This window comes from Mycobacterium sp. (assembly GCF_032162605.1).
Taxonomy (GTDB): Bacteria; Actinomycetota; Actinomycetes; order Mycobacteriales; family Mycobacteriaceae; genus Mycobacterium.
Map to the genome: position 1 here is coordinate 1 of NZ_JAVROT010000046.1, position 23,933 is coordinate 23,933.

The following is a 23,933-nucleotide window of genomic DNA, read 5'->3' on the forward strand; positions in this document are numbered from 1 at the left end:
GCCGCTCGGCGGCGGTGAAGTTCTCCAGCACGTAGGTGGCCGGATCCTTGCGGCCCGGTGGGCGCCCGATGCCGATGCGCACCCGCTGGAAGTCCCTGGTGCCAAGGGCCGACGCGACCGACCGCAACCCGTTGTGGCCGCCCTCGCCGCCACCGAGCTTGAGCCGGATCCGACCGAAGTCGATGTCCAGCTCGTCATGGATGGCGATCACGTCCGCCGGCGCCACCGAGTAGAACTGGGCCAGCGGAGCGACTTGGCGCCCGGACTCGTTCATGAACACGCGCGGCTTGGCGAGCACGACCGACCGGCCGCCGAGGCGACCGGTCGTCACGTCGGCGCCGGAGCGCTTGTGCACCTTGAAGCCGGAGCCGATGCGGTCGGCCAGGATGTCGGCGACGAGGAAGCCAAGGTTGTGCCGGGTAGCGGCGTACCGCGGTCCCGGGTTGCCAAGGCCGACCACCAGCAGCGGTCCGGCCATGTCAGCGAATTCGCCTCAACCAGCGGACTATTCGGACTCGGAGGCGGCGGCCTCTTCGGACTCGCCGGAGGCCTCTGCAGCCGGTGCGTCGGCCGTGTCGCCGGCGCCCTCGGACTCCAGATCGTCGGCGGTCGGCGCGGGGATGACGTTGACCACGAGCAGCTCCGGATCGGAGATCAGCGTGACGCCGTCGGGCAGCGGGATCTGCGACGCTAGGAACTGCGTGCCCGCGCGGATGCCCTCGACCGACAGGGTCAGGTTTTCGGGGATCGACATGGCGTCGGACTCGATCTCGATGGTGTTGGACTCCTGGTTGACCAGGGTGTCCGGACCCGCGTCGCCCTCGACGACGACGTTGATCTCGACGGTCACCCTCTCGCCGCGACGGACGATGATCAGGTCGACGTGCTGGATGTTGCGACGGATCGGGTGGATCTCGATCGCCTTCGGCAGCGCCAGCGCTTCCGTGCCGTCGATGTCGAGGGTCAAGACCGCGTTGGTGCCGAAGTTGCGCAGCACCGCGGCGAACTCGCGGGCCGGCAGCTCCAGGTGCTGCGGATCGGTGCCGTGGCCATAGAGGACGGCGGGAACCTTGCCGTCGCGACGGGCCTGACGCGACGCGCCCTTGCCGGTCTTGGTCCGGACCGCTGCGGTCAGATTGTTTTCTGCGTGGGCCGCTGTCTTGGCCATGTGGTTCGCTCCTGTGCCGGTTCGTCTGGTGGCACGGTGAGGGCGACAAGAAGCAGCGGGGCTGCGAATCGGTTCTCGTCGATAACGGTGGCCTGAGTAGTCCACCCTCGCCGTGATCGTCAGCCAGGTTAGCCCATCAGCACGTTAGAGCGGAAATTTGGTGTGGGTGAGCTGCTCGGACAGCTCCCACAGTGCGCTCGCGGTCTTGGCGTTGCTTGCCAGCGGACTGCGTGCGGTCAGCCCGGTGGGGCCCCGCATCGTGAACTTCGGGCCGATGAAGCCGTCGCCCGGCAGTTCCTGGGACGCGGCGAAGAGCGTCTGTCGGGCGCCGAAGGCGGCGTCGGTGCCGAGGCGGTTGGCGGCGTGCCAGAACTTGGTCCCGAACTCGTTGCCGGTCTGGCCCTGGAGGTTGGTGGCCGAGTACCCGGGATGGGCGGCGAGCGCCGTCACCGTCGACCCCGCGGTATCGAGCCTGCGCTGCAGCTCCTTGGTGAACAGCAGATTGGCCAGCTTGGACTGACCGTAGGCCAGCCACGCGGAGTACGGCCGTGACTTCCAGTTGAGATCCTTGAGGCTGATCTTGCCGATCAGGTGCATCATCGAGGACACCGTCACGACGCGATCGGTGATCTTCGGCAGCAGCAGGTTGGTCAACGCGAAGTGGCCGAGGTGGTTGGTCCCGATCTGGCTTTCGAAGCCGTCGACGGTCTGCGCGTAGGGCACGGCCATGATGCCTGCGTTGTTGATCAGCACGTCCAGGCCGTCGACCGTGTTCGCGAACTCGCGCACCGAGGACAGGTCCTGCAGGTCGAGCTTCCGGACCTCCACCTCACCGCTCATGCCCGCTGCCGCGGCGTTGCCCTTGTCGAGGTTGCGAACGGCGACGATGACCTTCGCGCCGACGCGGGCCAGCTCACGTGCCGTGACTTCGCCGAGCCCGCTGTTGGCGCCCGTCACCACGACGGTGCGTCCGGCAAACGAGGGCAGATCCTTGGCAGTCCAGGCACTCATGGTTGAAGCCTATTCCCCGGGACGCTCTTACTTCGCCTTGACGGTGAAGCCCTTGATGATCGCCTCGATGTCGGGCCCGTCGGCCTGCGCCTGGTCGGCGAACGCCGTCACGGTGAGCTGGATCAGATATTTCTGACCGGGGAGGTTGGCCCGGGCCGGGGTTCCGCTGGCGATGACCACCCGGTTGTAGCTCTGCATCCGTTGCCCGTTCAGGTCGTAGGTGCCCTCGATCATGGCCGAGGGGAAGCCCCGGAAGTTGTCCGCGGACGCGTTGAGCTGTTTGAAGTCCTTCGACAGCTTCGCGTCACCGTCGGCGTGCTTGAGCGCCTCGGCGGGATCGAAGTTTCCGTCCAGTTGGAAGACCAGGAGCATCGCCGTCGGATAGGTGTCGCCCCTGGCGATCGTCCTGGTGCCGGGTGAGAGGTTCGCGTTGACGTAGGGCTTCCAGCCGGGCGGCGAGGGCACGACGACGGTCAGGTCGGTCAGCTTGTCGGGTGCGACGGGCGCGCCGGTGACGCCGATGTTGTCGAAGTAGGTCGAGATGGAGATGGGCTTGTCGGTGCTCGTCGGGGTGGCGGACGTGGTGGTGGTCTGCCAGATGGACCGGTAGTCGGGCGCCGAAGGGCTGCACCCCGCGACGGTGAGTGCGACCAGGAGCGCCGCACCCGCGATCGCCTCCGTCGAGCGCTTCACGACACGGTCACCTTGAAGCCGGAGATGACGCTGCTCAGCGCGGGTGATGCCGCGATCGGCTGGGCGACGAGGGTGGTCGCCGCGAGCTGAACCAGGTACCGCTTGCCGTTCGACGGCACGGTCGCGATGACGATCCGGCTGTAGTGCTGGCTGCCACCCGCGACGCCCTGCGCGGCAGCCGAGGGGAAGCCCTGGTAATCCTCGAAGGACTCGGTGACGTTGGTCGCGGTCGGCGGCAACGCGTCCGCGTTGGCGTGGTGGATCGCGTCCTTCGGGTCGAAGTCGCCGTTGAGCCCGATCGCCATCAGCGTGATTGACGGGTACGTGCCCTTGCCGCCGAGCGGCTGGACGAAGTCGATACCGGTGGCGAACAGCGGGTCGCTGGTGCGCGCCCAACCGTCGGGGATGGGCACCGTGACTTCCAGACCGGGGGTCTTGTCGAAGTGGGCGGGTTCCCCCGTGACGCCGATCGAGGCCAGGTAGTCCCTGAACGCCACCGGTTTCCCGGTGGGCGGCGTTGTCACCGGTGTCATCGTGGGTGTCGCGCTCGTCGAGGTGGTGGGAGACGACGAAGCGCTCCGGTCGGTTGCTCCTGACCCGCAGGCTGCGAGCACCAGCGCCATCACTAGTGCGCCCGCGTATCGAACCGGGATCACGGAATCACGTCGACGGCGGCGATCGGGATGGGGTGTTCGCCCATCTCAGGCGTCTCCGTCGAACAGTCCCGTCACCGAGCCGTTTTCGAAGACCGCGCGGATCGTGCTGGCCAGCAGCGGCGCGATCGACAGCACGGTCAGCTGCGGGAACCGCTTGTCCTCGCCGATCGGCAGCGTGTTGGTGACCACGACCTCGCGGGCGCCGCATTCGGCGAGCCGGTCGCGGGCCGGATCGGACAGCACGCCATGGGTGGCGGCGACGACGACGTCGGCCGCGCCGTCTTCCTTCAGGAGCTTGACCGCACCCGCGATGGTGCCGCCGGTGTCGATCATGTCGTCGGTGAGGATGCAGGTCCTGCCCTTGACGTCGCCCACCACGCGGTTGGACTTGACCTGGTTCGGCACCAGCGGGTCGCGGGTCTTGTGAATGAACGCCAGCGGCACACCGCCGAGCGAATCCGCCCACTTCTCGGCGACGCGCACGCGCCCGGAGTCGGGGGAGACGACGACCATGTCGTGGCTCGCGTAGTGATCGCGGATGTAACCGCACAGCAGGGATTGGCCGCGCATGTGGTCGACTGGGCCGTCGAAGAAGCCCTGGATCTGGTCGGTGTGCAGGTCGACCGACACGATGCGGTCGGCGCCCGCGGTCTTGTAAAGGTCGGCGACCAGGCGGGCTGAGATGGGCTCGCGGCCGCGGTGCTTCTTGTCCTGTCTGGCATAGGGATAGAACGGCAGGATCGCCGTGATGCGCTTGGCGCTGCCGCGCTTGAGGGCGTCGATCATGATGAGCTGTTCCATCAGCCACTTGTTCAGCGGCGCGGGATGTGACTGCAGCACGAACGCGTCGCACCCGCGCACCGACTCGTCGAACCGCACGAAGATCTCGCCGTTGGCGAAGTCGCGAGCGGTCTGCGCCGTCACCGCGACGTCCAACTCCTTGGCGACCTGTTCGGCGAGCTCGGGGTGCGCGCGACCCGAGAACAGCATCAGGTTCTTGCGATTGTCGGTCCAGTCCGTGGCCACTTCGCCGCTGCCTTTGCCGTCGGGGATCGATACGTGGGCAATGGTACGTAGCGTTCCCTGGCGTCCGTGGCCGGGTTACCGGAAAACCAACCTCAGGCGTCCAGCCGGTCTTCCGGAGGGCTGCGGTCCTCGACGTCTGCCGCCACGTCGGGGCCTGCGTTCCTGGCTGCCTCCGCCGCGGCGGAGTTCGGTCGCTTGCGCGCCACCCAGCCCTCGATGTTGCGCTGCGGACCGGCCGAGACGGCCAGCGCGCCGGGCGGCACGTCCTCCCGGACGACGGTGCCCGCGCCGGTGTACGCACCGTCGCCGACGGTGACCGGCGCGACGAACATGTTGTCCGAACCGGTCTTCACGTGTGAGCCAATCGTGGTGCGCTGCTTGATTTCTCCGTCGTAGTTCACGAACACGCTTGAGGCGCCGATGTTGCTGTGTTCGCCGATGTCGGCGTCGCCGACGTAGGTCAGGTGCGGAACCTTGGTCCCGGCGCCGATAGATGCGTTCTTTGTCTCGACGAATGTGCCGATCTTGCCGTCGGCCCCGAGCTCGGTGCCCGGCCGCAGGTACGCGAACGGGCCGACGACGGCGCCGTCGCCGACGACCGACGAGGACCCCTGCGTGCGGATCACGGTGGCTCCGTCGCCGACGGCGACGCCGGTCAGCGTCGTGTCGGGCCCGATCTGGCAGCGCGCGCCGATGCGGGTCGTGCCGAGCAGTTGGGTACCGGGCGCGATGACGGTGTCGCGACCGACGGTGACGTCGACGTCGATCCACGTGGTGGCCGGGTCGATGACGGTCACGCCGCTGCGTTGCACGGTGGCGACGATGCGGCGGTTGAGCTCGCGGTGCAGATCGGCCAGCTGGACGCGGTCGTTGACGCCTGCGACCAGCGCGCTGTCGTCCACGTGCTGCGCGCGCACCCGCTGGTGGTCGCTGCGCAGGATCTCGATGGCGTCGGTGAGGTAGAGCTCGCGTTGCGCGTTGTGCGCGCGCAATTTGGTCAGCGACCAGCGCAGTACGGCGGCGTCGAACGCGTAGACGGCCGCGTTGACCTCGCGGATCGCGCGCTGGGATGCCGACGCGTCAGCCTGCTCGACGATGCTGGTGACCTCCCCGTCCTGGGTCCGCAGGACGCGCCCGTAGCCGGTGGGGTCGGGCAGCGTGGTGGTCAACAGGGTCGCGGAGGTGGGTTGGCTGCCGTGCGCGTCGATCAGCCCGGCCAGGGTGTCGGCGTCCAGCAGTGGGACGTCGCCGGCCATCACCACCACGGTGCCCGCGAAGTCGGCGGGCAGCGCCGTCATTCCGCACGCGACGGCGTGCCCGGTGCCTAGCTGTTCGTCCTGCACTGCGACGTCGATCTGGCGGCCGAGTTCGTCGGCGAGCCCGTTGATCGCAGGCGTGACTTGGTCGCGGTCCTTGCCGAGGACCACGATCAGATGATGCGGGGAGACCTTGGCGACCGCGTGCAGAGCGTGCGCGATCATGCTTCGTCCGGACAGGGTGTGCAGCACCTTGGGCACGTCGGACTGCATCCGGGTGCCCGACCCCGCGGCCAGGACGATGACCGCGGTTTCGCCTCGTGTCGTCATGGATCCCTCACTTCCGCGAGCGTGCGCGTTGTGCCGGTCCGAGCGGCGTGTCGTCGTTCAGACACGCACGCTCGGCAAGGTGATTCTGTCTGCTCCCTCGGCAAGCCTCGCTCACTGCTCCGTCGCCAGGACTCGAACCTGAACTATCTGAACCAAAATCAGAGGTGCTGCCGATTACACCACGACGGACTGCGGCGTTGACTTTAGTCGAAGGCCGTGGAGGTTAAGCTCAGTGTCGTGGCAGCACCGGAGAAGGAAGTGCGCGCACCCCGGGCGCGCATGACCGGCACCGAGCGCCGCCAGCAGCTGGTCGAGATCGCCAAGTCGCTGTTTGCCGAGCGGGGCTACGACGCGACGTCGATCGAGGAGATCGCCCAACGGGCCAACGTCTCCAAGCCCGTCGTCTACGCGCACTTCGGCGGCAAGGAGGGCCTCTACGCGGTCGTCGTGGACCGCGAGATGTCGGCGCTGCTCGACGGCATCACCTCGTCGCTGACCAACAACCGCTCCCGGGTGCGCGTCGAACGGGTGGCGCTCGCGCTGCTCACCTACGTCGAAGAGCGCACTGACGGTTTCCGCATCCTCATCCGCGACTCCCCGGCCAGCATCGCCTCCGGCACGTATTCGAGCCTGCTCAACGACGCGGTGAGCCAGGTGGCGTCGATCCTGGCTGGCGACTTCTCCCGCCGTGGGCTCGATCCCGAGCTGGCCCCCCTGTACGCCCAAGCCCTCGTCGGCTCGGTGTCGATGACCGCGCAGTGGTGGCTCGACACCAGGGAACCGAAGAAGGAGGTGGTGGCCGCGCACCTCGTCAACCTGATGTGGAATGGGCTCACCCACCTCGAGGCCGACCCGGAGCTGCACGACCAGCAGTGAGCGTGGCCCCCCGATTCAGCACGGCCGCAAGGCCTTCGGCAGGCGACTAGGATGTACACACAATGACCACATCGGGGCACCCCCATGTCCAGACCCCGATGGCGGGTCTGGTCGGTCTCGCGCTGTCCGATCCAGGGCTGGCGGACCTCACCAGGCGTGCCGCCGACGGCGTGCCCCAGATGGCGCTGCAGGGTCCGGCCAGCGCGCGACTGTTCGTCGCCGCCGCGCTCGCGCAGGCGGGTCCGCTGCTCGTCGTCACCGCCACTGGTCGGGAGGCCGACGACCTGACCGCGGAACTACGCGCCGTGCTGGGCGACGTGGTCACCATGTTCCCGTCGTGGGAGACGTTGCCGCACGAGCGGCTGTCGCCGGGAGTGGAGACGGTCGGCGCCCGGATGATGGTGCTGCGCCGGCTGAACAACCCCGACGACGACAGGTTCGGGGTGCCCCTTCGGGTCGTCGTGACCACAGCGCGCTCGCTGCTGCAGCCCATGGCGCCCGACCTCGCGGACATCGAACCGGTCATCCTCACCGTCGGTCAGGAGGCCGGCTGCGCCGCCGGAGCCGCCCCGGCGGCGACATTCGACTCCGGAGCCGCCCCGGCGGCGACATTCGACGCCGTCCTCGCGCGCCTCGTCGACCTCGCGTACACCCGGGTCGACATGGTCGGCAAGCGCGGCGAGTTCGCGGTGCGCGGCGGCATCCTCGACGTGTTCGCGCCGACGGCCGAACATCCGGTGCGCATCGAGTTCTGGGGAGACGAGGTCTCCGAGATGCGGATGTTCTCCATCGCCGATCAGCGCTCGATCCCGGAGCTGGTCGTCGACACCCTGATCGCCGTGCCGTGTCGGGAACTGCTGCTGACCGACGACGTCCGCGGGCGGGCCGCCGCGCTGGCTTCAGCGCAGCCTCACGACGAGAACCGCGTCGGCGACACCGTCGGCGAAATGCTGGCCAAGCTGGCCGACGGCATCCCCGTCGACGGCATGGAGGCCCTGCTTCCGGTGCTGCGGCCGACCGAGCTGACGCTGTTGACCGACCATCTGCCCGCGGGTGCCCCGGTGTTGATCTGCGACCCGGAGAAGGTGCGCACCCGGGCGGGCGACCTGGTCAAGACGGGACGCGAGTTCCTCGAGGCGTCGTGGTCGGTGGCCGCGATGGGGGCCGACGCGCCGATCGACCTGGAACAGCTCGGTGGGTCGGGTTTCCGTGACCTCGCCGACGTCCGGTCCGGCGCCGCCGACGGCGGGCACCCGTGGTGGACCTTGAGCCAGCTTTCTGCGGACGTGAGGAGCGATGGGGGAATAGCCCCCGCGACCATCGAACTGGACATCCGCCCCGCCCCGTCCGCGCGGGGCCAGCAGAACAACCTCGACGAGATCTTCGCGATGCTGCGGGCACACGTGAGCACCGGCGGATTCGCCGCGATTGTGACGCCTGGAGCGGGCACCGCGCACCGCGTCGTCGAACAGCTGGGCGAATCCGACGTTCCGGCAACGATGTTGACGCCCGGCGCCGCGCCGACCGCGGGTGTCGTGGGCGTGCTCAAGGGACCGCTGCACGACGGCGTGGTCCTGCCGGGCGCGAAACTCGTCCTGATCACCGAGTCGGACCTGACCGGCAACCGCGCGGCCGCCACGGAGGGCAAGCGGCTGGCCGCCAAGCGCCGCAACGTCGTCGACCCGCTGGCGCTGACGGCCGGCGACCTCGTCGTGCACGACCAGCACGGGATCGGCCGGTTCGTCGAGATGGTGGAGCGCACCATCGGCGGCGCACGGCGCGAGTACCTGGTGCTGGAGTACGCGTCGGCCAAGCGGGGCGGCGGGTCCGACAAACTCTTCGTGCCGATGGACTCGCTGGATCAGTTGTCGCGCTACGTCGGCGGGCAGGAGCCGAACCTCAGCAGGCTCGGCGGCAGCGACTGGACCAACACCAAGACGAAGGCCCGCAAGGCCGTCCGCGAGATCGCGGGTGAGCTGGTGGCGCTGTACGCCAAGCGCCAGGTGGCTCCCGGCTTCGCGTTCGGGCCCGACACCCCATGGCAGGCAGAGATGGAGGACGCGTTCGGGTTCACCGAGACCGTCGATCAGCTGACCGCCATCACCGAGGTCAAGTCGGACATGGAGAAGGCCATGCCGATGGACCGGGTGATCTGCGGTGATGTGGGCTACGGCAAGACCGAGATCGCCGTGCGGGCGGCCTTCAAGGCGGTGCAGGCGGGCAAGCAGGTGGCCATCCTGGTGCCGACGACGCTGCTCGCCGACCAGCACCTTCAGACGTTCGCCCAGCGTATGGCGGGGTTCCCGGTGACGGTCAAGGGGCTGTCGCGGTTCACTGACCCCGCCGAGTCCCGCAAGGCGCTCGAGGGCATGAAGGACGGTTCGGTCGACATAGTCATCGGCACGCACCGGCTGTTGCAGACCGGTGTGACGTGGAAGGACCTCGGCCTCGTCGTGGTCGACGAGGAGCAGCGCTTCGGTGTCGAGCACAAGGAGCACATCAAGTCGATGCGCACCCACGTCGACGTGCTGACGATGAGCGCCACACCCATCCCGCGGACCCTGGAGATGAGCCTGGCGGGCATCCGGGAGATGTCGACGATCCTCACCCCGCCCGAGGAGCGGTTCCCGGTGCTCACCTACGTCGGTCCGCACGACGAGAAGCAGGTGGCCGCGGCGCTGCGGCGCGAGCTGCTGCGCGACGGCCAGGCCTTCTACATTCACAACAGGGTCCGCACCATTGATGCCGCCGCCGCCAAGGTCAGGGAGCTGGTGCCAGAGGCCAGGGTGGTCGTGGCGCACGGCCAGATGGCGGAGGAGGTGTTGGAACGCACAGTCGAGGGATTCTGGAATCGCGAGTACGACATCCTGGTGTGCACCACGATCGTCGAGACCGGACTGGACATCTCGAATGCCAACACGCTCATCGTCGAGCGCGCCGACACGTTCGGCCTTTCTCAGCTACATCAGTTGCGGGGCCGCGTCGGCCGCAGCCGCGAGCGTGGCTACGCGTACTTCCTGTACCCGCCCGAGGTGCCGCTGACGGAGACCGCGTACGACCGGCTCGCGACGATCGCACAGAACAACGAGCTCGGCGCGGGCATGGCGGTCGCGATGAAGGATCTCGAGATCCGCGGCGCCGGAAACGTGCTCGGCGCCGAGCAGTCCGGCCACGTCGCGGGGGTGGGCTTCGACCTGTACGTACGCCTGGTGGGTGAGGCGGTCGAGGCCTACAGGGCGGTGGTCGACGGCAAAACCGTTGTGGCCGCCCCGGAACCCAAGGACGTGCGCATCGATCTGCCGGTCGACGCGCACCTGCCGCCGGACTACATCGGCAGCGACAGGCTGCGGTTGGAAGGCTACCGACGGTTGGCCGCTGCATCGGACGACGCGGCGATCGCCGCCGTGATCGACGAGCTCGTCGACCGGTACGGGCCATTGCCCGAGCCTGCGCTCCGCCTGGTGGCGGTCGCCCGCCTTCGCCTGCTGTGCCGCGAGTACGGGGTCACCGAGGTGACGGCGGCGTCGGCGTCGTCGATTCGGGTCACCCCGCTGACGTTGCTCGACTCCCAGCAACTTCGGCTCAAACGGATGTATCCCTCGGCGACCTATCGGGCGACCACGTCGACCATCACCGTTCCGATCCCGCGGATCGCCGGCGGCGTCGGGGCGCCACGGGTCCGCGACGCCGAACTGCTACGCGTCGTGGCTGGTTTGCTGTTGGCGCTGGATGGTAAACCTCTGTCAGATGTTGATATAACCATCGTCGGAGGTAGCGCATGACCGAGTGGCGACAATCGCGATGACCGTCGTTCTGGTGGATCCACGCCGCCCTTCGCTGCTGCCCGTGGAGGCCATCGCGCTGCTCGTCGGTGACGTGCAGTACACCGAGGAGATGCCCGTCAAGGTGCCGTGGTCGCTGCCTGCGTCACGGCCCGCGTACACCGGCGAGGACGCCCCGGTGCTGCTGTCGTCGGACCCCAACCATCCCATGGTGAAGGCGCGACTGGCCGCAGGCGCGACGTTGATCTCCGTGCCTGCCCCGCATCCCGGTGAGCGACTGCTCGACGCGGTCGCGATCATGGACACCCTGCGGACCTCCGGGCCGTGGGAGGGCGAGCAGACTCACGATTCGCTTCGGCGGTACCTGCTCGAGGAGACCTACGAGCTCTTCGACGCGGTCCGAAGCGGCAACTCCGATGAGTTGCGCGAAGAGCTCGGAGACGTGTTGCTGCAGGTGCTGTTCCACGCGCGCATCGCCGAGGACGCGCTGGAGCTACCGTTCGGCATCGACGACGTGGCGGACGCTCTGGTGCGCAAGCTCGGCAACCGGGTCCCGGCCGTCCTCGCCGGCGAAGCGATTTCGCTCGAAGAACAGCTGGCCCAGTGGGAAGAGCGCAAGGCCACGGAAAGCTCGGTGAAGGCGCGCGTCTCCACTGTCGATGACGTGCCGACCGCCCAGCCTGCATTGGCGCTGACGCAGAAGGTCTACGAGCGCGTCGCCGCGGCGGGGCTGCCCGTGGACCTGATCCCCGAGGGCCTGCTGACCATTGGAGTCGCGCTCGGCGGCGACGCCGAGAATGCTTTGCGCACACAGACCTTGGAGTTCATGGACACCGTCCGCAAGGTCGAGCAGAACATCATCGCCAGCCGTCGGAAACCCGACGTCCCAGAGGAGCTCGACTCCGCCCCGCTCGGCGTGGTGACAGAGGACGAGTGGCGCGCGCACTGGCCGACCGGCGAGCGGTGCGACGAGAAGCCCGACGTCGACGAGGGCCCATCCGAGCCGGAAGAGTCCGATGAGGATGAGGATGAGGATCCGAAAGCCGTCGTCGAGGAGCCCGATCCGCAGTCCGAAGGGGTCGACGAGGTGGCTGATGAGCCGGACCTCGTCGATCATGACAGCAGCGTCGAACCCCAGTAGGCCGACGGGTCGCCGTCGCGTAACCCCGGCGGGCACGCGAACAATGCCGTGCCCGTGTGGGTGATGTACTCATTGAGTGCGTCGTGTCGCGACAGCTCCATCTGCATCGGGACGAACTGCGTGATGGGATTGCGGACGAACGCGATGAAGAACAGCCCGGCGTCGAGGTGGCCGAAACCGTCTGTGCCGTCGGTGAAGTTGTAGCCACGGCGCAGGATTTCGATGCCGCCGAGATTCTCGGCGGAGGCGAGCCGGACGTGGGCGTCCACGTCGATCAGTGGCGTGCCCTTGGAGCTCTTGGTGGTGAAGTCCATGGCATCGAACTCGTTGGCGTATCCGATCGGTGCGCCGGTGCCCTTCAGGCGTCCGATGACGCGTTCCTGCTCGAGGAGCGTTGTGTGGTCCCAGTTCTCGATGCGCATCCGGATGCGGCGCGTCACCAGGTAGCTGCCACCGGTCAGCCACGCCGGGCCGTCGCCGTCGGCCACCCAGACGTGATCGTCGAGGGCGCCGGTGTCCTCGGCCTTGAGGTTGCTGGTTCCGTCCTTGAACCCGAACAGGTTTCGCGGCGTCGACTGGTCGCGTGTGGTCGAGGACGTGCGGCCGAAACCGAGCTGGGAGTAGCGCACCGCTGCGGTGCCGAACGCGACGCGGGCGAGGTTGCGGATGGCGTGCACGGCGACCTGCGGATCGTTGGCGCAGGCCTGCACGCAGATGTCACCGTGGCTCCGGCCCGGGTCCATCGTCTCGTTGGGGAACTTGGGCAGGTCGATCAGTGCGTCGGGGCGCTTGTCGGCGATGCCGAACCGGTCCTTGCCGTCCTTGCGGAAGAACGACGGACCGAAGCCGATGGTCAGGGTCAGCTGCGAGGCGGGCAGGCCGAGAGCCTCGCCGGTGTCCGCCGGTGGCGCATACGGGTTGAGCCCGACGGCGCCGTTCTTGACGGCCTCTTCGGCCAGCGTCATCCGCTCGGCCATGTCGGTCCACTGCTTCAACATGGCCACGACCTCGTCGCGGTCGTCGGTGGTGATGTCGAAGGAGCAGAAGTGCATCCGGTCCTGAGCCGCGGTGATGATGCCGGCCTGGCGCTCGCCGTGGAACGGAACCGCACTCTGCAGCTCGACCTCTGCCGAACTCGCGGCCGAGGCCCGGCCGGCCAGCGCACCCGCGCCGGCCGCGCCGACCACGGCCGCCGTCACCCCCGCCGCACCGAACAGCCTGCGGCGCGTGAGTCCTGCACGCGCCGAGTCCGATTCGGCGGAGGTCCCCTCCGGTCCGGGATTCAAACCCGCGCCGGGAACGCTACTGTCCGGCTTATTGTCCTGCGATGACACCCTGCACCTGGCTGACCTCCTTGGACAGCGCGTCGATCGAGCGCGAGAGCTCTTGGCGCTGTGGCTCGGTGACCGTGTCGTACAGGACGAACCCGTCACCGCTGCGGTACTTCGCCAACTCGGCTTCGGACTCCGCGAAGCGCTGGTCGACCTTCTTGCCGAGGTCGGGATTGCGCTCGTCGAGGATCGGTCGGACCGAGGCCACCGCGGTCTGCGAGCCCTGCAGGTTGGCTTCGAAGTCCCACAGGTCGGTGTGGCTGAAGATGTCCTCCTCGCCGCTGATCTTGCTCGACGCGATCTCGTCGAGGAGGGTCTGTGCGCCGCTCGCGATCCGGGTGGAGTCGATGATGAAGCCCGGTGCCGTGCCGCCGTCGTCGAGTTCCTTGACGTCCGCGACCAGCTGGTGGGCGAGCGCGTTGGCGTCGGGCTGCAAACCCGTCACCCACAGCTGCTTCTCCAGTGCGTGGAAACCGGTCCACTTCTGGCCGGGCTCGAGGTCTGCCTCGCGGAGGTCGATGCGCGGGTCGAGGTCGTCGGGGAAGGACTCGGCGACCGGCTCGATGCGCTCGTAGTAGGTGCGGGCGATCGGGAACTGCGTCTTGGCGGCGGCGATGTCGCCCTTCTTGATCGCGGCGACGAACACGTCGACGGCCGGGATCAGCGCGTCGGTCTGGCTGTTCACGTACCGCTTGTAGTTGTCGGCGGCTTCCTTGAACTTGCCCTCGGTGTCGATCTGCACGGCGTCGCCGGTGACGGTGAAGTCGCCGCGGAGGCCGTCGCCGATCATGCCGGGCTTGCAGGCGGTCTGGTACTTGCCCGGCTCGGTCAGCTGGACGATCAGCTTGCGCTGCAGGCCGGGGGAGACGTTCTCGACCTCGCCCATCACGCGGTCGCCGGCGCCGTAGACGTAGAACTCGGTCACCTTGGTGCCGTTGTTCGTGATGATGAAGGTGCTCGGGCCGGTGATCGCCGTCGCGCCGGACAGCTCGCATGCGGTGTCGGTGGCGTTGACGGTGATCTGGGCGGGCGCTGCGCCACCGTCGCCGCCGCCGGTGGCCGGGGTCTCCGATTCCTTGGCCTGACAACCAACGAGGGAGATGCCCGTCAGCAGCGCTGCCGCCGCGGCGACACCCGCCCTCACAGCAAGAGGAGAGGCGTTCACGTAATGGACCTTTCGGATGTGGTGGTGCGCTCCGGTTCTGGAGTCAGGTCGGAGCTGACGGGGGGAGTGCCCGACGGAGGATTCTCCGGCGGCTTCGCGGACGCCTTCGTGGGGCGCAGGAAGACAATGAGGACGATGACGAGGTAGAGCGCCCAGCCGGTGAACTGCAGCCACGTCGGCGCCGGAGTGACGTTGAAGACGCCCTGGATGATCTGGCCGTACCAGGACGACCAGTCGAACCAGGAACTGATGTCGAACGCTCGGCTGGACAGCCCGGGAATCCAGCCCACCGTCTGCAGGGCGCCGATTCCGTACGACAGGATTCCTGCCGCCACGACGATAAGGAACGCTCCCGTGTACGAGAAGAACTTGGCCAGGTCGATGCGCAGTGCGCCCCGGTAGATGCCGTAGGCGATCGCCACGGCGATGAGCACGCCCACGATGAGACCGGTCAGCGGCCAGAGGGTCTTCGCCTCGGCGAATCCGACCATGAACAAGGCCGTCTCCACGCCCTCGCGGCCGACCGCGAGGAAGGCCAGCGAGAGCACCGCCAGCCCGCCGGTCTCCAGGGCGCGCGCCATGTCGCTGCGCAGCCCGCCGGACATGCTCGCGGCGGCCTTGCGCATCCAGAGCACCATCGTGGTGCCGATCGCGACGGCGATCACCGACGCGACACCAGCGTGGGCCTCGGCGCCGAGGCCCGAAATGGTGTTCTGGCCGTACTGGATGGCCAGGAACACCGCGATGGTCATGACGATCGCCGCACCGACTCCGAGCCACGCCCACTTGAGCGCGTCGCGTCGGTCGGACTTGACGAGGAACGCCACCAGGATCGTGACGACGATGGCCGCTTCGAGGCCCTCGCGCAACCCGATGAGCGCACTACCGAACAGCTGTGAGGAAACGCTGGAGCCAGCGGCCACGAGCGACACCGAAACATCCCCGACGGCCGTCATGCATCGTTCCTTGCTACGAGGAGGGAGTACCTAGGATTGCCTACCCAACGATAGGTGTGGCTCACCTTAGCAATACCAGTGGACGGGACTGTACGCCTCCTGTTGGTCAATGGGGATCCCTCCAACGCATGGGACGATGGCAGGAATTCGAGTGTGTCGAGGGAGTCCGGTGTCGCCAGTGCGTTGGCTGCGGGCCGTCGCGGTGGTCGTCGCTGCGGCCCTGATCATGGCCTCCTCGTGCTCCTGGCAGACGGGGATTCCGATCCCCGAGGGCGTGCCGCCGAAGCCTGGTGATCCGGTGCCGCAGGTCGACACCCATGCCAAGGGACGTCCGGCGGACCAGCTGCGCGCGTGGGCGGCTGAACGCTCGGGCGCCTTGGGCATCCCCGCGACGGCGCTGGAGGCATATGCCTACGCGGCGCGGGTCGCCGAGGTGGAGAACCCGAAGTGCCATCTGGCGTGGACGACGCTGGCGGGCATCGGGATGGTCGAGAGCCACCACGGGACGTATCGGGGTGCGACCATCGCGCCCGACGGGGACGTGACACCGCCGATCCGTGGCGTCCGGCTCGACGGCTCGATGGGCAACATGGCGATTCCCGACACCGATGGCGGCAAGCTCGACGGCGACCCGCTGCTGGACCGGGCGATGGGCCCGATGCAGTTCATTCCCGAGACCTGGCGACTCTACGGTGTGGACGCCAACAACGACGGTGTCGTCAGCCCCGACAACATCGACGACGCGGCGCTGTCCGCGGCTGGGTATCTGTGCTGGCGCGGGAAGGACCTGGCCAAGCCGCGAGGCTGGATGGACGCGCTGCGGGCCTACAACCTGTCCGACCAATACGCCCGCACGGTGCGCGACTGGGCGACCGCGTACGCCGACGGCCGCTCTCTGTAGCCGGTGGCGGCCATCTCGGCGGCGCCAAACCGCAGCATCTAGGCTGTGCCCGTACAAGACCGTCCGCATCAGCCCCGACGCGAGGGAGACGACAGTGCCCGTCATCGAGCAGATCGCCGCACGAGAGATTCTCGATTCCCGGGGCAACCCGACCGTCGAGGTCGAGGTGGTGCTCGACGACGGCTCCGCCGCGCGGGCCGCCGTGCCGTCTGGCGCGTCGACAGGTGAGCACGAGGCCGTCGAGCTTCGCGACGGCGGCAGCCGTTACGGCGGCAAGGGCGTCGAGAAAGCGGTCGAGGGCGTGCTGACCGAGCTCGCGCCCGCCGTGATCGGGCTGAACGCCGACGATCAGCGGCTCGTCGACCAGGCGCTGCTCGACAGCGACGGAACCCCCGACAAGTCGCGACTGGGAGCCAACGCGATCCTGGGCGTCTCCCTTGCGGTGGCGCGGGCGGCTGCCGACGCGGCCGGACTCCCGCTGTTCCGCTACATCGGCGGCCCGAACGCCCACATCCTGCCCGTCCCGATGATGAACATCGTCAACGGCGGCGCGCACGCTGACACCGGTGTCGACGTTCAGGAGTTCATGGTCGCGCCCATCGGAGCGGCCTCGTTCAAGGAGGCGCTGCGCTGGGGCGCCGAGGTGTACCACTCGTTGAAGTCGGTCCTCAAGAAGCAGGGCCTGGCCACCGGCCTCGGCGACGAGGGCGGTTTCGCCCCCGACATCGCGGGCACGGTGGCGGCGCTCGATCTGATCAGCTCCGCGATCGAGGGGGCCGGCTTCAGGCTGGGCTCCGACGTGGCGCTCGCGCTGGACGTCGCAGCCACCGAGTTCTACACGGCCGGGACGGGTTACGCCTTCGAGAAGCAGACCCGCACCGCCGAGCAGATGACGGAGTTCTACACCGGGCTGCTGGACGCCTACCCGCTGGTGTCGATCGAAGACCCGCTGTCCGAGGACGACTGGGACGGCTGGGTGTCGTTGACCACCGCGATCGGTGACCGCGTCCAGATCGTCGGAGACGACCTCTTCGTCACCAATCCGGAACGGCTCGAGGAGGGCATCGAGAAGGGGGCGGCCAACGCGTTGCTCGTCAAGGTGAACCAGATCGGCACGCTCACCGAGACGCTGGACGCCGTCGCACTCGCCCACAACAGCGGCTACCGCACGATGATGAGCCACCGTTCCGGTGAGACCGAGGACACCACGATCGCCGACCTGGCCGTCGCCGTGGGCAGCGGGCAGATCAAGACCGGTGCCCCCGCCCGCAGCGAGCGCGTCGCCAAGTACAACCAGCTGCTCCGCATCGAGGAGGAGCTGGGCGACGCCGCGCGATACGCCGGTGACCTGGCATTCCCGCGTTTCTCCATTGAGAGCAAGTAGTTTTTAGGGCAGTCAAGGCTCGAATTCTCACAGGAGTAAGCGGCCATGCCCGACGCGAAGCGGCCCGACCCGAAGCGGCGCGCCCCCGCGTCGCGACCGGGCAAGGGTGGCGGCCGTCCGAGGGGGGCAACGCCGATCAGGCGCGAGCCGCGTGCCGTCGAGGCGCGCCCTGCACCCGAGCCTGCCCCCGAGGCCGAGGCCGAGGTCGACGACGAGCCCACCGGTGTCATCGAGCCGATCAGAAAGGCGATCGCCGAAGCAGCGGAGCAGCAGTCCGAACAGAGACTCGGTTCGGCCGCCAGGCGCGCTGCGATCCTCGCGGTCGTCGTGTGCGTTCTGACTCTGACCATCGCGGGACCCGTGCGGACGTACTTCGCCCAGCGGACCGAGATGAGGCAGCTCTCCGACGCGGAGGCCCAATTGCGTTCGCAGATCAACGATCTCCAGCAGCAGAAGATCAAGCTCGGCGACCCGGTGTACATCGCTGCCCAGGCGCGTGAGCGCCTCGGCTTCGTCATGCCCGGGGACATCCCGTACCAGGTGCAGCTGCCGCCGGGTGCGGCGGCGCCGGAGGCCGTTCCCGGCGCCAGCCCTGCGCAACCACCAAGCGGCCAGCCGTGGTACACGAGCCTGTGGAACACGATTGCCGATGCGCCGCACGGAGTTTCGCAGATTCCCCCGGCTCCTGAGCTGCCTCCACCTCCGCCACCCGTCCCGCCGCCTCCCGGTGGTTGACCAAGCCGATCTCGACGCCGTCGCGCTCCAGCTGGGCCGCGAGCCCCGCGGCGTCCTGGCGATCGCCTACCGCTGCCCGAACGGCCAACCGGGAGTGGTGAAGACGGCGCCGAAACTGCCTGACGGAACACCCTTTCCGACGCTGTACTACCTGACGCATCCCGTGCTCACGGCCGCCGCCAGCCGGCTGGAGTCCTCGGGGATGATGCGCGGGATGACCGAGAGGCTGGGGCGCGACCCGGAGCTGGCCGACGCCTACCGCCGCGCGCACGAGTCGTTTCTGGCCGAACGCGACGCCGTCGAACCGTTGGGTACGACGTTTTCCGGCGGCGGGATGCCCGACCGCGTCAAGTGTCTGCACGTCGTCATCGCGCACTCGCTGGCGAAGGGGCCGGGCGTCAATCCGTTCGGCGATGAGGCCCTGGCCGTGCTGGCGAGCGAGCCGGCGATGGCCGGCATCCTGGATCGAGAGGTGTGGACGGCGTGACGAGAGTCGCTGCGATCGACTGTGGAACCAATTCCATCCGGCTGTTGATCGCCGACACGAGCCGTGAGGACGCTGGGGGTGGACTGCACGACGTGCATCGCGAGATGCGCATCGTGCGACTGGGTGAGGGCGTCGATGCCACGGGTCGCTTCGCGGACGCCGCCTTGGCGCGCACCAGGGCGGCCCTCGAGGATTACGCGGCGCTGCTGCAGCAACACTCGGTGCCGACGGTGCGGATGGTGGCGACCTCCGCGACCCGCGACGCAGCCAACCGCGACGACTTCTTCGCCATGACGGCCGACGTGCTCGGAGTCGCCGTGCCTGGCACGGTCGCGGAGGTCATCACCGGCACCGAGGAGGCCGAACTGTCCTTCCGCGGCGCGGTCGGTGAACTCGATCCCGCCGCAGCCCCCTTCGTGGTGGTCGATCTGGGCGGCGGCTCGACCGAGGTGGTGCTGGGCTCTGCGGCGGGTGTCGATGCGAGTTACTCGGCGAACATCGGCTGCGTGCGACTCACGGAACGGTGCCTGAAGTCCGACCCACCGACGGCGGACGAGATCGCCGAGGCGCGCACGGTGGTCCGCGACGGGCTCGCGGCGGCTCTGGCTGCCGTACCCGTCGAGGGAGCCCGGACGTGGGTGGGCGTCGCGGGCACCATGACGACGCTGTCAGCGCTCGCGATGAACCTGGCCGCCTACGATTCCGACGCCATCCATCTGTCCCGCGTCGGGTTCGGCGACCTGCTCGAGGTCTGCGACGGTCTGCTCGCGATGACGCGCCGTCAGCGGGCTGCGCTCGGTCCCATGCACGAGGGACGCGTCGACGTGATCGGTGGCGGAGCGATCATCGTCGAAGAGTTGGCACGTGAACTGGGCGAACGCGCTGGCATCGACGAGCTCGTCGTCAGCGAGCACGACATCCTGGACGGCATCGCGTGGGCGATCGCTTAGGTTTCGGAGCCGCCGGCCCAGGGTAAAAGCCGTTTGCCCGAGACGAGTGGACGGGCTCGAGAAAGGATCGGACCGTGGCCGAGAAGAACACCCGAAATGCTGACGATCCGACCTCGGAATTCCTGGCGACCAGCGGATTGGTCACGATCATGGGCGCCGTCATGGCCGCGGTCATCGCGGTGGTGACGCTCGGACAGGGCAACGTCGCGCTGGCCGGGGTGCTGGGGACTGTCGCGGTGGTCAGCTTCGTCGTGAGCCTGGCCTGTTTCGTCTCGGACAGCAACCGGGCCGAGCAGGCTCCGCTACCGTTCCCGAGTTGGTTGCGAAGCGACGCGGAGCCCGCCACGGACTTGTCAGCCGCACAGTAGAGGCGCTGGTGCTAGCGCTTCACGTTGCAGTTGGGCGGGTTTCCGCAGTGGTGTCCGCCGTCGCAGGCGTTGCACTTACAGCTACAACCAGATCCGGCTTTTCTCTCTGAAATTCGCATGGTGGTCCACCTCTGCTGATTCGGTTGGATATTCACATATGCACATTCGACAATAGTTCGAATCACCGTGCGTGTGAACGGCTTGGCGATTTCTGCATTGCGTCAGGACCTCAGGATGGGCGCGAGCGCGTCAAGGACGCCCTGGTCCTCGATCGTCGACGGCACCGGCTCGTCGCGGCCGTCGGCGATGCCGCGCATGGTCTTGCGAAGGATCTTGCCCGAGCGGGTCTTCGGGAGAGCGGCAACGACGTCCACCCTCTTGAAACTTGCCACCGCGCCGATGTTCTCCCGAACCGCAGCCACCAGTTCACCGGCCAGTCCGTCTGCCGACGCACCGGACTTGAGCACGACGAAGCCACGCGGCGCCTGGCCCTTGATGGCGTCGGCGACGCCGATCACCGCGCACTCGGCGACGGCGGGGTGGGCGGCCAGCACTGCTTCGATCGCGCCGGTCGAGAGCCGGTGCCCCGCGACGTTGATGACGTCGTCCGTGCGGCCCATGACGAACAGGTAGCCGTCCTCGTCGAGGTAGCCGCCGTCTCCGGAGAGGTAGTAGCCGGGGAAGGCCGAGAGGTACGACGCTACGTAGCGCTCGTCGTCGCCCCACAGTGTCGGCAGCGTCCCGGGAGGCAGGGGCAGTTTGACGCAGATCGCGCCCTCTTCTCCTGGCCCGCAATCGGTCCCGTCGGGCCGCAGGACGTGCACGTCATAGCCCGGCATCGGCACGGTCGTCGAGCCCGGCTTCACCGGCATCGCCTCGACGCCCATCGGGCCTGCCGCGATCGACCACCCCGTCTCGGTCTGCCACCAGTGGTCGATGACGGGAATTCCCAGCTTCTCGGCGGCCCAGTGGTAGGTCGCCGGGTCGAGCCGTTCACCCGCCTGGAACAGGTAGCGCAGGCCGGACAGGTCGTAGCGGCTCAGATGAGTCGCGTCCGGATCTTCCTTCTTGATTGCGCGCATGGCGGTCGGCGCGGAGAACAGCGCCTTGACTCCGTGCTCGGCGGCCACCCGCCAGAACGCCCCCGCGTCGGGGGTGCCGACCGGCTTGCCTTCGTAGAGCACCGTGGTCGCGCCGAGCAGAAGCGGACCGTAGACGATGTACGAGTGTCCGACGACCCATCCGACATCCGAAGCGGCCCAGAACACGTCGCCCGGCTGCGTGTCGTAGATGTGCTGCATGGTCCACAGCAGGGCGACCGCGTGGCCGCCGTTGTCGCGGACGATGCCCTTGGGCTTGCCGGTGGTGCCCGACGTGTAGAGGACGTAGAGCGGATCGGTTGCGGCGACGGGAACGGGATCGACCGGCTCCGCGTCGGCGATCGCGTCGGCCCAGGACACGTCTCGTCCAGGCACTAGCTCGCACGGGCTTTGGTCGCGTTGGACGATGACGCACGCCGGGGTGTCGTGTTGGGCCATGTCGAGCGCAGCGTCGAGCATCGGCTTGTAGTCGACGATGCGGGTGGGTTCGATGCCGCAGGACGCCGAAACGACCACGGCCGGGCGCGCGTCGTCGATGCGTGCGGCGAGCTCGTGCGCGGCGAACCCGCCGAACACCACAGAGTGCACGGCGCCCAGCCGCGCGGACGCCAGCATCGCGATGACGGCCTCGGGCACCATCGGCATGTAGATGACGACGCGGTCGCCCTTCTCGACGCCGAGCGCTCGGAGCGCACCGGCGAACCGCGCTGTCTCGTCGAGCAGTTCGCGGTAGGTGTAGGTGCGTTTGGTGCCGGTGACCGGCGAGTCGTAGATGAGCGCCGCCTGCTCGCCGCGGCCGCCCCATCGATATCCCGAGTCGCTTCGCCCCTGCCCGCCGGCAACGTGACGGTCGAGCGCGTTGGCGCACGTGTTGAGCTCGGCATCGGGGAACCAGCGGTAGAACGGGGGATTGGAGTCGTCGAGGATGCGGCGGGGCGGACGAGCCCACGTCACGGCGCGTGCGGCGTCGGCCCAGAAGGTGCAGGCATCCTCGATGCTGGCGTCGAACAGTTCTCTGTAGCCGGCCATACCGGGAGAGTACTGGGTACCGGGGTCCCATAACCTCGACATATGACTAGTCTTGTGCCGCCCATCGAAGGTGTCCGCCGGTCGTTCGTCGAGGCCCGCGGTGTCCGATTTCACGTCACCGAAGCGGGTCCGGAGGACGGCCGCCCCGTGCTCGCGCTGCACGGGTGGCCACAGCACCACTGGGTGTACCGGGATCTGCTCGCCGACCCGCCGCCCGGGCTACGCATCATCGCTCCCGACCTGCCGGGCTACGGCTGGTCAGGGCCAGCGCCGCACAAGTGGGCGAAGGACGACGTCGCCGCCGACGTTCTCGCGTTGATGGACGCGATGGGCCTAGACCGCGTGCTGCTCGTCGGACACGACTGGGGCGGCTACGTCGGATACCGGATGGTGCTGTCTGCGCCGGAGCGTTTCGACGGATATCTGGTGATGAACATGGCGCATCCGTGGCAGACGCCCAAGACGATCCTGCCGCACTTCTGGCGATTCCTGGCCTACCAGCCGTTCGTGGCGAGCGTCGGCGTGCCGCTGCAGCGGCGCACAAAGTACCTGGAACGCGTCATCTTCGCCTTCGGACCCAAGGCGCATCGGGTGGCGCCCGAGGCGGCTCGCATCTATGCCGACCGCTTCCGTGATCCCGTCGTGGCGCGCGCGGCCACCGACACTTACCGCACGTTCCTGCTGCGCGAGTTGGCTTCGGGGGCAAGATATCCCGAGGTGCGTCGCGCAACGGTGCCCATCCGGGTGTTGTTCGGGATGGGCGACTTCTGGGTGCATCGCTCGCTCGCCGATCCAGAGACGGCCAATGCCGACGACTACACGTTCGAGCCGGTCGACTCAGGTCACTTCGTCATCGACGAGCGACCGGATCTGGTGCGCGCGAAGCTGATCGCGCTCGCGGAGGAGACGGCGACGGGAGCGCCGTAACACCGGAGGGCCAGTGTCGCCGTCCTCGTTCACGGGATATCGACCAACGGTCTGCTGTGGCGCCACGTCATCTCCGCGCTGGCATCCGATGGTCGACGGGTGATCGCGGGGATCATCCTGGCCCCGTGCTCGGCACCCCCGGGTCGGCTCGCGCATTCGTCCGGCTGATCGCCGTACTGATCCCTGGCACCACCGGCTTCCGCACGATCAAGGGTGCGAGGATGCACTTCCCGGACTACCGTGCCGCGGAGTTCATTCCGCTGCTCCAGAGGCACCTGCGCTCGCACGATTAAATGCCCGCCTATGAGCGAAAACGTGCCCGTCCCGCTACACGCAGAATTCCCTTGTGTCACTTGGGTTTCAGGAGTCACAAAGCGGGATTTCTTGTCGGTAGGTCGAACTAACTACTGTTCGAAGCATGGAAGACGGGTCCCTGCTCGAGGCGATCGCCGAGATGCGCGCGCCGCCTACGACAGGGTGGCCGCACTCGGGATGGACACGTTGACTCATCCCGAGCTGCTGTCGGCGCTGGACCAGTGGGAGACCTTGACCCGCCAACTACCCACCCAATCGCACCGCCTCATCGCCGGTCTGCAACGTGAAGCCTCCCCGGTCGAGTTGGGTGCCAAGTCGTGGAAGGCCGTGCTGAGCACGCGGTTGC

Annotated in this window: 22 protein-coding genes and 1 tRNA gene; 11 read left to right on the forward strand and 12 right to left on the reverse strand. The window is 68.1% G+C overall.

What is annotated here, in order from left to right; genetic code table 11:
* The 8 genes from pth to QOI01_RS02560 form a co-directional block, all read right to left on the reverse strand.
* Window positions 1–478: aminoacyl-tRNA hydrolase (gene pth, locus QOI01_RS02525; protein ID WP_526378289.1), on the reverse strand; the 478-nt coding region annotated here is incomplete at its 3' end.
* 27 nt (window positions 479–505) lie between these two features.
* On the reverse strand, window positions 506–1,168 hold the full coding sequence (locus tag QOI01_RS02530) for a 50S ribosomal protein L25/general stress protein Ctc (protein ID WP_526378291.1): 663 nt from the start codon (window positions 1,166–1,168) through the stop codon (window positions 506–508).
* A 144-nt stretch (window positions 1,169–1,312) separates the two neighbouring features.
* On the reverse strand, window positions 1,313–2,179 hold the full coding sequence (locus QOI01_RS02535; RefSeq protein ID WP_526378293.1) for an SDR family oxidoreductase: 867 nt from the start codon (window positions 2,177–2,179) through the stop codon (window positions 1,313–1,315).
* A gap of 27 nt (window positions 2,180–2,206) precedes the next feature.
* The gene (locus QOI01_RS02540) at window positions 2,207–2,872 is read right to left on the reverse strand and encodes an LpqN/LpqT family lipoprotein (protein ID WP_526378295.1); all 666 of its coding nucleotides are present in this window, start codon (window positions 2,870–2,872) and stop codon (window positions 2,207–2,209) included.
* On the reverse strand, window positions 2,869–3,396 hold the full coding sequence (locus tag QOI01_RS02545) for an LpqN/LpqT family lipoprotein (RefSeq protein ID WP_526378297.1): 528 nt from the start codon (window positions 3,394–3,396) through the stop codon (window positions 2,869–2,871). The genes QOI01_RS02540 and QOI01_RS02545 overlap by 4 nt, the downstream gene beginning before the upstream one ends.
* Window positions 3,397–3,573: 177 nt before the next feature.
* Window positions 3,574–4,554 carry a ribose-phosphate diphosphokinase gene (locus tag QOI01_RS02550; RefSeq protein ID WP_526378299.1) on the reverse strand — a complete coding sequence of 327 codons (981 nt, stop codon included), beginning with the start codon at window positions 4,552–4,554 and terminating at the stop codon, window positions 3,574–3,576.
* Between the two features lie 92 nt (window positions 4,555–4,646).
* A complete protein-coding gene (gene glmU, locus QOI01_RS02555; protein ID WP_526378301.1) occupies window positions 4,647–6,140 on the reverse strand; it encodes a bifunctional UDP-N-acetylglucosamine diphosphorylase/glucosamine-1-phosphate N-acetyltransferase GlmU in 1,494 nt (497 codons plus the stop codon).
* A gap of 117 nt (window positions 6,141–6,257) precedes the next feature.
* Window positions 6,258–6,329 (reverse strand) — tRNA-Gln (locus QOI01_RS02560).
* 90 nt (window positions 6,330–6,419) lie between these two features.
* Here QOI01_RS02560 and QOI01_RS02565 point away from each other — a divergent pair.
* From QOI01_RS02565 to QOI01_RS02575, 3 genes are all read left to right on the forward strand, one after another.
* On the forward strand, window positions 6,420–7,016 hold the full coding sequence (locus tag QOI01_RS02565) for a TetR/AcrR family transcriptional regulator (RefSeq protein WP_526378327.1): 597 nt from the start codon (window positions 6,420–6,422) through the stop codon (window positions 7,014–7,016).
* A gap of 62 nt (window positions 7,017–7,078) precedes the next feature.
* Entirely contained in the window at window positions 7,079–10,798 is a 3,720-nt protein-coding gene (gene mfd, locus QOI01_RS02570; RefSeq protein ID WP_526378303.1) for a transcription-repair coupling factor, read from the forward strand.
* 19 nt (window positions 10,799–10,817) lie between these two features.
* Window positions 10,818–11,939, forward strand: coding sequence for a nucleoside triphosphate pyrophosphohydrolase (locus tag QOI01_RS02575; protein WP_526378305.1), 1,122 nt, complete (start codon window positions 10,818–10,820; stop codon window positions 11,937–11,939).
* Here QOI01_RS02575 and efeB read toward each other — a convergent pair.
* The 3 genes from efeB to efeU are packed head-to-tail and all read right to left on the reverse strand — an operon-like array spanning window position 11,912 to window position 15,391.
* Complete coding sequence (gene efeB, locus QOI01_RS02580) at window positions 11,912–13,225, reverse strand: iron uptake transporter deferrochelatase/peroxidase subunit (protein WP_526378329.1); 1,314 nt, start codon at window positions 13,223–13,225, stop codon at window positions 11,912–11,914. The genes QOI01_RS02575 and efeB overlap by 28 nt on opposite strands.
* A gap of 28 nt (window positions 13,226–13,253) precedes the next feature.
* Entirely contained in the window at window positions 13,254–14,414 is a 1,161-nt protein-coding gene (gene efeO, locus QOI01_RS02585; RefSeq protein WP_526378331.1) for an iron uptake system protein EfeO, read from the reverse strand.
* Window positions 14,415–14,431: 17 nt separating this feature from the next.
* Window positions 14,432–15,391, reverse strand: a complete 960-nt coding sequence (efeU, locus tag QOI01_RS02590; protein ID WP_526378307.1) for an iron uptake transporter permease EfeU — start codon at window positions 15,389–15,391, stop codon at window positions 14,432–14,434.
* 169 nt (window positions 15,392–15,560) lie between these two features.
* Between efeU and QOI01_RS02595 the strand changes: the two genes are divergently transcribed.
* The 6 genes from QOI01_RS02595 to QOI01_RS02620 all read left to right on the forward strand — a co-directional run bounded on the left by QOI01_RS02595 (window position 15,561) and on the right by QOI01_RS02620 (window position 20,216).
* Complete coding sequence (locus tag QOI01_RS02595; protein WP_526378309.1) at window positions 15,561–16,292, forward strand: lytic transglycosylase domain-containing protein; 732 nt, start codon at window positions 15,561–15,563, stop codon at window positions 16,290–16,292.
* Window positions 16,293–16,386: 94 nt separating this feature from the next.
* Window positions 16,387–17,676, forward strand: coding sequence for a phosphopyruvate hydratase (gene eno / locus QOI01_RS02600; protein ID WP_526378311.1), 1,290 nt, complete (start codon window positions 16,387–16,389; stop codon window positions 17,674–17,676).
* Window positions 17,677–17,721: 45 nt separating this feature from the next.
* Entirely contained in the window at window positions 17,722–18,411 is a 690-nt protein-coding gene (locus tag QOI01_RS02605) for an FtsB family cell division protein (RefSeq protein WP_526378313.1), read from the forward strand.
* Window positions 18,404–18,898: a DUF501 domain-containing protein gene (locus tag QOI01_RS02610; protein ID WP_526378315.1), complete on the forward strand. Its 495-nt coding sequence runs from the start codon at window positions 18,404–18,406 to the stop codon at window positions 18,896–18,898. Before QOI01_RS02605 ends, QOI01_RS02610 begins: the two co-directional genes overlap by 8 nt.
* On the forward strand, window positions 18,895–19,848 hold the full coding sequence (locus QOI01_RS02615; RefSeq protein WP_526378317.1) for a Ppx/GppA phosphatase family protein: 954 nt from the start codon (window positions 18,895–18,897) through the stop codon (window positions 19,846–19,848). The genes QOI01_RS02610 and QOI01_RS02615 overlap by 4 nt, the downstream gene beginning before the upstream one ends.
* 74 nt (window positions 19,849–19,922) lie before the next feature.
* The gene (locus tag QOI01_RS02620; protein ID WP_526378319.1) at window positions 19,923–20,216 is read left to right on the forward strand and encodes a hypothetical protein; all 294 of its coding nucleotides are present in this window, start codon (window positions 19,923–19,925) and stop codon (window positions 20,214–20,216) included.
* 221 nt (window positions 20,217–20,437) lie between these two features.
* On the opposite strand, the gene QOI01_RS02625 is transcribed toward QOI01_RS02620, so the two are convergent.
* A complete protein-coding gene (locus QOI01_RS02625; protein ID WP_526378321.1) occupies window positions 20,438–22,345 on the reverse strand; it encodes a propionyl-CoA synthetase in 1,908 nt (635 codons plus the stop codon).
* A gap of 42 nt (window positions 22,346–22,387) precedes the next feature.
* Between QOI01_RS02625 and QOI01_RS02630 the strand changes: the two genes are divergently transcribed.
* Together QOI01_RS02630 and QOI01_RS02635 are read left to right on the forward strand one after the other, a co-directional pair.
* Window positions 22,388–23,272, forward strand: coding sequence for an alpha/beta fold hydrolase (locus tag QOI01_RS02630; protein WP_526378323.1), 885 nt, complete (start codon window positions 22,388–22,390; stop codon window positions 23,270–23,272).
* Window positions 23,273–23,397: 125 nt separating this feature from the next.
* Window positions 23,398–23,565, forward strand: coding sequence for a hypothetical protein (locus QOI01_RS02635; protein ID WP_526378325.1), 168 nt, complete (start codon window positions 23,398–23,400; stop codon window positions 23,563–23,565).
* Window positions 23,566–23,933: the final 368 nt, after the last annotated feature.

Excerpts from the sequence above, each read along its gene's own strand:
- QOI01_RS02530 (WP_526378291.1), bottom strand. The coding sequence starts at position 1,168 with ATGGCCAAGACAGCGGCCCACGCAGAAAACAATCTGACCGCAGCGGTC.
- QOI01_RS02535 (WP_526378293.1), bottom strand. The coding sequence starts at position 2,179 with ATGAGTGCCTGGACTGCCAAGGATCTGCCCTCGTTTGCCGGACGCACC.
- glmU (WP_526378301.1), bottom strand. The coding sequence starts at position 6,140 with ATGACGACACGAGGCGAAACCGCGGTCATCGTCCTGGCCGCGGGGTCG.
- QOI01_RS02565 (WP_526378327.1), top strand. The coding sequence starts at position 6,420 with ATGACCGGCACCGAGCGCCGCCAGCAGCTGGTCGAGATCGCCAAGTCG.
- mfd (WP_526378303.1), top strand. The coding sequence starts at position 7,079 with ATGACCACATCGGGGCACCCCCATGTCCAGACCCCGATGGCGGGTCTG.
- QOI01_RS02575 (WP_526378305.1), top strand. The coding sequence starts at position 10,818 with ATGACCGTCGTTCTGGTGGATCCACGCCGCCCTTCGCTGCTGCCCGTG.
- efeU (WP_526378307.1), bottom strand. The coding sequence starts at position 15,391 with ATGACGGCCGTCGGGGATGTTTCGGTGTCGCTCGTGGCCGCTGGCTCC.
- QOI01_RS02605 (WP_526378313.1), top strand. The coding sequence starts at position 17,722 with ATGCCCGACGCGAAGCGGCCCGACCCGAAGCGGCGCGCCCCCGCGTCG.
- QOI01_RS02625 (WP_526378321.1), bottom strand. The coding sequence starts at position 22,345 with ATGGCCGGCTACAGAGAACTGTTCGACGCCAGCATCGAGGATGCCTGC.
- QOI01_RS02630 (WP_526378323.1), top strand. The coding sequence starts at position 22,388 with ATGACTAGTCTTGTGCCGCCCATCGAAGGTGTCCGCCGGTCGTTCGTC.